The organism is Spirillospora sp. NPDC049652, assembly GCF_040675125.1.
Taxonomy (GTDB): domain Bacteria; phylum Actinomycetota; class Actinomycetes; order Streptosporangiales; family Streptosporangiaceae; genus Spirillospora.
Genome location: NZ_JBFAOF010000426.1, coordinates 1 through 5,777 on the forward strand (window position 1 = coordinate 1; position 5,777 = coordinate 5,777).

The following is a 5,777-nucleotide window of genomic DNA, read 5'->3' on the forward strand; positions in this document are numbered from 1 at the left end:
CGGCGAGCAGCTGTGCCAGCACCACTGCCCGGTCGCGCACGTCGCCGCGGAGTTCCCGCAGCTGTGCGAGGCCGAGACCGAGGCGTTCAGCCGCCTGCTGGGCACCCCCGTCCAGCGGCTGGCCACCATCGCCCACGGCGACGGAATATGCACCACCCACGTCAGCTCCCGGTCCCTCTGCGAGGCGGCCAGGGCCGACGGTCCGAACACCAGTGACGAGGAGACCGGAGGGTCCTCCCTATGACTACGGCTGCCCACCCCGAGCTGGAAGGGCTCGACAGGTACAAGTTCGGTTGGGCCGACCCCGACACCGCCGGGGCCTCGGCGCGCCGCGGCCTGAACGAGGACGTCGTCCGTGACATCTCGGCCAAGAAGGGCGAGCCCGACTGGATGCTCGACCTCCGGCTGAAGGGGCTGCGGCTGTTCGACAAGAAGCCGATGCCCGGCTGGGGCTCGGACCTGTCGGAGATCGACTTCGACAACATCAAGTACTTCGTCCGCTCCACCGAGAAGCAGGCCGCTTCCTGGGAGGAGCTCCCCGAGGACATCAAGAACACCTACGACAAGCTCGGCATCCCGGAGGCGGAGAAGCAGCGCCTCATCGCGGGCGTCGCCGCGCAGTACGAGTCGGAGGTCGTCTACCACAAGATCCGCGACGATCTTGAGGAGAAGGGTGTCATCTTCCTCGACACCGACACCGGCCTCAAGGAGCACCCGGAGATCTTCCAGGAGTACTTCGGCTCGGTGATCCCGGTCGGCGACAACAAGTTCGCCGCGCTGAACACCTCCGTCTGGTCCGGCGGCTCGTTCATCTACGTCCCCCCGGGCGTGCACGTGGAGATCCCGCTCCAGGCCTACTTCCGGATCAACACCGAGAACATGGGCCAGTTCGAGCGGACGCTGATCATCGCGGACGAGGGCTCGTACGTGCACTACGTCGAGGGCTGCACCGCGCCGATCTACAAGTCGGACTCGCTGCACTCGGCCGTCGTCGAGATCGTCGTGAAGAAGGACGCCCGCGTCCGCTACACGACCATCCAGAACTGGTCGAACAACGTCTTCAACCTGGTCACCAAGCGCGCCGTCGCCTACGAGGGCGCCACCATGGAGTGGATCGACGGCAACATCGGCTCCAAGGTCACCATGAAGTACCCGGCCGTCTACCTGCTGGGCGAGCACGCCAAGGGCGAGACCCTGTCGATCGCCTTCGCGGGCGAGGGCCAGCACCAGGACGCCGGCGCCAAGATGGTGCACGCCGCGCCGAACACCTCCTCGACCATCGTGTCGAAGTCGGTGGCGCGCGGCGGCGGCCGCACCTCCTACCGCGGCCTGGTGCAGATCCAGGAGGGCGCCGAGCACAGCAAGTCCACGGTCAAGTGCGACGCGCTGCTGGTCGACCAGATCTCCCGGTCCGACACCTACCCCTACGTCGACGTCCGCGAGGACGACGTGGAGATGGGCCACGAGGCCACCGTCTCCAAGGTGTCCGAGGACCAGCTGTTCTACCTGATGAGCCGCGGCCTCACCGAGGACGAGGCGATGGCGATGATCGTGCGCGGGTTCGTCGAGCCCATCGCGCGCGAGCTGCCGATGGAGTACGCCCTTGAGCTGAACCGGCTCATCGAGCTGCAGATGGAAGGAGCCGTCGGCTGATGGGGCTCGACACCAGGCCTCTCTCGACCCTGCACGAGAAGGGGTCCTACGAGGTCGCCGACTTCGAGGTGCCGACCGGGCGCGAGGAGGAGTGGCGGTTCACCCCGCTGCGCCGCCTCAAGGGCCTGCACAACGGCACCGCCGACGCGTCCGGCAAGGTGATCGCCGAGGTCGAGGCCCCGGCCGAGGTCACGGTCGAGACCGTGGGCCGCGACGACGCGCGGATCGGCAAGGCGTTCGTGCCCGCCGACCGGGTGAGCGCGCAGGCGTGGTCGTCCTTCACCGAGGCGACGGTCGTGACCGTCCCCAAGGAGGTCGAGGCGTCCGCCCCGGTCGTCATCCGGCGGCACGGCGAGGACGCGTCCGGCGCGGCGTACGGGCACACCACGGTGATCGTGGAGCCGTTCGCCAAGGCGACGGTCGTGCTGGCGCACCGCGGCTCGGCGGTCTACGCCGAGAACGTGGAGTTCGTCGTCGGCGACAGCGCCTCGCTCTCGGTGATCAGCCTGCAGGACTGGGCGGACGACGCCGTGCACGTCGCGCGGCAGCACGCCCGGCTGGGCCGCGACGCCCGCTTCACCTCGCACAACATCAGCCTGGGCGGCGACCTGGTGCGGGTCTCCCCGTCGATCGAGTACGCCGAGCGCGGCGGCGACGCCGAGCTGTACGGCGTGTACTTCGTGGACGGCGGCCAGCACCTGGAGCACCGCCTGCTGGTCGACCACACCGTCCCGACCTGCCGCAGCCGGGTGGACTACCGCGGCGCGCTGCAGGACCAGGACGCCCACGCGGTCTGGATCGGCGACGTGATCATCCGTGCCGAGGCCGAGGGCACCGACACCTACGAGCTGAACCGCAACCTTGTCCTCACCGACGGGACGCGGGTCGACTCGGTGCCGAACCTGGAGATCCTGACCGGCGAGGTCGCCGGCGCGGGGCACGCCTCGGCGTCCGGCCGGCTGGACGACGAGCACCTGTTCTACCTGCAGGCGCGGGGCATCCCGTTCGACGAGGCCCGGCGCATGGTGGTGCGGGGCTTCCTCGGCCAGCTGATCGAGCGCATCGAGGTCGCCGACGTCCGCGAGAAGGTCGCCGCGGCGATCGAGGCCGAACTGGACCGGGCCCCGGCCCGGGAGGGGGAGCCGGCCCGATGAGCTTCGTGAAGGTCTGCCCGCTGGCGGAGGTCCCGGCCGACGGCGCGCTCGCCGTGGAGGTGGACGACACCCCGGTCGCGGTGGTGCGCAGCGGCGAGGAGGTGTTCGCGGTCAGCGACATCTGCTCGCACGCGGAGGTCTCGCTCTCCGAGGGCGAGGTCTACAACGGCACGATCGAGTGCTGGCTGCACGGGTCCTGCTTCGACCTGCGGACCGGCAAGCCCACCAACCCGCCCGCGACGCAGCCCGTCGCCACCTACAAGGTCAAGGTCGAGGCCGGCGACGTCTACGTCTCCCTCGACTCCGACGACTAGGAAGATCCACAGATATGGCCACCCTTGAGATCCGCGACCTGCACGTCTCCGTCGGAGAGGGCGAGGGCGCGAAGGAGATCCTGCGCGGCGTCGACCTGACCGTGAAGGCGGGCGAGACGCACGCGATCATGGGCCCGAACGGGTCCGGCAAGTCCACGCTCGCCTACGCGGTGGCGGGCCACCCCAAGTACACCGTCACCTCCGGCACGGTCACCCTGGACGGCGAGGACGTCCTGGCGATGAGCGTCGACGAGCGGGCCCGCGCGGGCCTGTTCCTGGCGATGCAGTACCCGGTGGAGGTGCCGGGCGTGTCGGTGTCGAACTTCCTGCGCTCGGCCGTCACCGCCGTCCGCGGCGAGGCGCCGAAGCTGCGCGTGTTCGCCAAGGAGACCAAGGCCGCGATGGACGCGCTGTCCATCGACCCGGCGTTCGCGCAGCGCTCGCTGAACGAGGGCTTCTCCGGCGGCGAGAAGAAGCGGCACGAGATCCTCCAGCTGGAGATGCTCAAGCCGAAGATCGCGGTGCTGGACGAGACCGACTCCGGCCTCGACGTGGACGCCCTGAAGGTCGTCTCCGAGGGCATCAACCGGTTCCACGACGGCGACCCGGAGACCGGCGTCCTGCTGATCACCCACTACACCCGCATCCTGCGCTACGTGAAGCCCGACTTCGTGCACGTGTTCGCGGGCGGCCGGATCGTCGAGCAGGGCGGCCCGGAGCTGGCCGACGTCCTCGAGAACGAGGGCTACGAGAAGTACGTGAAGGCGGGCGCGTCCGCATGAGCGAGCCGGAGATCCGGGCGGCCCTGCTGCCGGAGGAGGTCAAGAAGGACTTCCCGCTGCTGCAGCGGACGGTCCGGGGCGGGAACCCGCTGATCTACCTGGACTCCGGGGCGACCTCGCAGAAGCCCGTCCAGGTGCTGGACGCCGAGCGGGAGTTCTACGAGCGGCACAACGCGGCCGTGCACCGCGGCGCGCACCTGCTCGCCGAGGAGGCCACGGACGCGTTCGAGGCCGCCCGCGAGAAGGTCGCGCGGTTCGTCGGGGCCGTGCCGGGCGAGATCGTGTTCACCAAGAACGCCACCGAGGCGATCAACCTGGTGGCGTACGCGATGAGCAACGCCGCCACGTCCGGTCCCGAGGCCGAGCGGTTCAAGGTCGGTCCCGGCGACGAGATCCTCGTCACCGAGATGGAGCACCACGCCAACCTCGTCCCCTGGCAGCAGCTCTGCCGGCGGACCGGGGCGACGCTGCGCTGGTTCGGCATCACCGACGAGGGCCGCCTGGACCTGTCCGAGCTCGACTCGCTGGTGAACGGGCGCACGAGGCTGGTCGCGCTGACGCACCAGTCGAACGTGCTCGGCACCGTCCCGCCGGTCGAGCTGATCGCCGCGAAGGCCCGCGAGGTCGGCGCGCTGGTCGTGCTCGACGCCGCCCAGTCGGTCCCGCACATGCCGGTGGACGTGGCGTCCCTCGGCGCCGACTTCCTGGCGTTCTCCGGCCACAAGATGCTCGGCCCGACCGGGGTCGGCGTGCTGTGGGGCCGCGGCGAGCTGCTGGAGGCGATGCCCCCGTTCATTACCGGCGGCTCGATGATCGAGACCGTCACGATGGAGGGCACCACCTTCATGCCGCCGCCGCAGCGGTTCGAGGCCGGGTCGCCGAACGTGGCGCAGGCCGTGGGACTCGGCGCGGCGGTCGACTACCTGTCGGACCTCGGCATGGCGAACGTCCACGCGCACGAGGTCGCGCTCACCGGGTACGCCCTGGAGCGGCTCGGCGAGATCGCGGGCGTGCGGGTGATCGGCCCGGGCACGACCGAGGCGCGCGGCGGCGCGGTGTCGTTCACGGTGGAGGAGATCCACCCGCACGACGTCGGCCAGGTGCTGGACGAGCTGGGCGTGGAGGTCCGGGTCGGACACCACTGCGCCAAGCCGATCTGCCGCCGGTTCGGCATCCCCGCCACCACCCGGGCGTCCTTCTACGTGCACAACACCCTGGCCGACATCGACGCTCTCGCCGAGGGCGTCCGGCAGGCGCAGAAGTTCTTCGGAACAGCCTGACGCCGCGGGCTGTTGAACGACGACGAAGGCCCCTCACGAGGAAACGGAAGCCATGCAGCTTGAGGCGATGTACCAGGAGGTCATCCTGGACCATTACCGCAACCCCCACAACAAGGGGCTGCGGGAGCCGTTCGAGGGCGAGGCGCACCACGTCAACCCGACCTGCGGGGACGAGACGACGGTGCGCGTGCACCTGGACGGCGCGGGCCGGGACGCGGTCGTCGCGGACGTCTCGTACGACGCCATGGGCTGCTCGATCAGCCAGGCCAGCGCGTCGGTGATGACCGACCTGGTCATCGGAAAGTCCGTCAAGGAGGCGATGGGCGTCGGCGAGGAGTTCCTCGCGCTGATGCAGTCGCGCGGCCAGGAGGTCGACCTGGACGAGGACGTCCTGGACGACGCCATCGCCTTCGCCGGGGTGTCGAAGTACCCCGCCCGGATCAAGTGCGCCCTGCTCGCCTGGATGGCGTTCAAGGACGCGACCGCCCGCGCCCTGGGAGAGGCAGCATGAGCGAGAACGCCACCGGAACCGAGACCCCGGCCGTGGACACGGCCGCCGAGAACCCGCCCGTGAGCGGGGCCGGCACCGAGGCC

At 70.0% G+C, this 5,777-nt stretch carries 6 protein-coding genes and 1 pseudogene; all 7 read left to right on the top strand.

The features are described from left to right. A pseudogene (locus AB0J52_RS24115) lies at positions 1-244 on the top strand (transcriptional regulator); the annotation flags it as partial. Further along, positions 241-1,653 carry a Fe-S cluster assembly protein SufB gene (gene sufB / locus AB0J52_RS24120; RefSeq protein ID WP_500184348.1) on the top strand — a complete coding sequence of 471 codons (1,413 nt, stop codon included), beginning with the start codon at positions 241-243 and terminating at the stop codon, positions 1,651-1,653. The pseudogene AB0J52_RS24115 and the gene sufB, both read left to right, overlap by 4 nt. Then, positions 1,653-2,807 carry a Fe-S cluster assembly protein SufD gene (gene sufD / locus AB0J52_RS24125; RefSeq protein WP_500184349.1) on the top strand — a complete coding sequence of 385 codons (1,155 nt, stop codon included), beginning with the start codon at positions 1,653-1,655 and terminating at the stop codon, positions 2,805-2,807. The genes sufB and sufD overlap by 1 nt, the downstream gene beginning before the upstream one ends. Continuing rightward, on the top strand, positions 2,804-3,121 hold the full coding sequence (locus AB0J52_RS24130) for a non-heme iron oxygenase ferredoxin subunit (RefSeq protein WP_500184350.1): 318 nt from the start codon (positions 2,804-2,806) through the stop codon (positions 3,119-3,121). Before sufD ends, AB0J52_RS24130 begins: the two co-directional genes overlap by 4 nt. 14 nt (positions 3,122-3,135) lie before the next feature. Beyond that, the gene (gene sufC, locus AB0J52_RS24135) at positions 3,136-3,903 is read left to right on the top strand and encodes a Fe-S cluster assembly ATPase SufC (RefSeq protein WP_500184352.1); all 768 of its coding nucleotides are present in this window, start codon (positions 3,136-3,138) and stop codon (positions 3,901-3,903) included. Then, positions 3,900-5,183 (top strand): cysteine desulfurase, encoded by a 1,284-nt coding sequence (locus tag AB0J52_RS24140; RefSeq protein WP_500184353.1) that lies wholly within the window; start codon positions 3,900-3,902, stop codon positions 5,181-5,183. Before sufC ends, AB0J52_RS24140 begins: the two co-directional genes overlap by 4 nt. Positions 5,184-5,235: 52 nt before the next feature. Then, the gene (sufU, locus tag AB0J52_RS24145; RefSeq protein ID WP_500184355.1) at positions 5,236-5,694 is read left to right on the top strand and encodes a Fe-S cluster assembly sulfur transfer protein SufU; all 459 of its coding nucleotides are present in this window, start codon (positions 5,236-5,238) and stop codon (positions 5,692-5,694) included. The last annotated feature ends 83 nt before the right edge of the window (positions 5,695-5,777 follow it).

Coding starts and splice junctions, on each gene's coding strand:
- sufC (WP_500184352.1), top strand. CDS start 3,136: ATGGCCACCCTTGAGATCCGCGACCTGCACGTCTCCGTCGGAGAGGGC.
- AB0J52_RS24140 (WP_500184353.1), top strand. CDS start 3,900: ATGAGCGAGCCGGAGATCCGGGCGGCCCTGCTGCCGGAGGAGGTCAAG.
- sufU (WP_500184355.1), top strand. CDS start 5,236: ATGCAGCTTGAGGCGATGTACCAGGAGGTCATCCTGGACCATTACCGC.
- sufB (WP_500184348.1), top strand. CDS start 241: ATGACTACGGCTGCCCACCCCGAGCTGGAAGGGCTCGACAGGTACAAG.
- AB0J52_RS24130 (WP_500184350.1), top strand. CDS start 2,804: ATGAGCTTCGTGAAGGTCTGCCCGCTGGCGGAGGTCCCGGCCGACGGC.
- sufD (WP_500184349.1), top strand. CDS start 1,653: ATGGGGCTCGACACCAGGCCTCTCTCGACCCTGCACGAGAAGGGGTCC.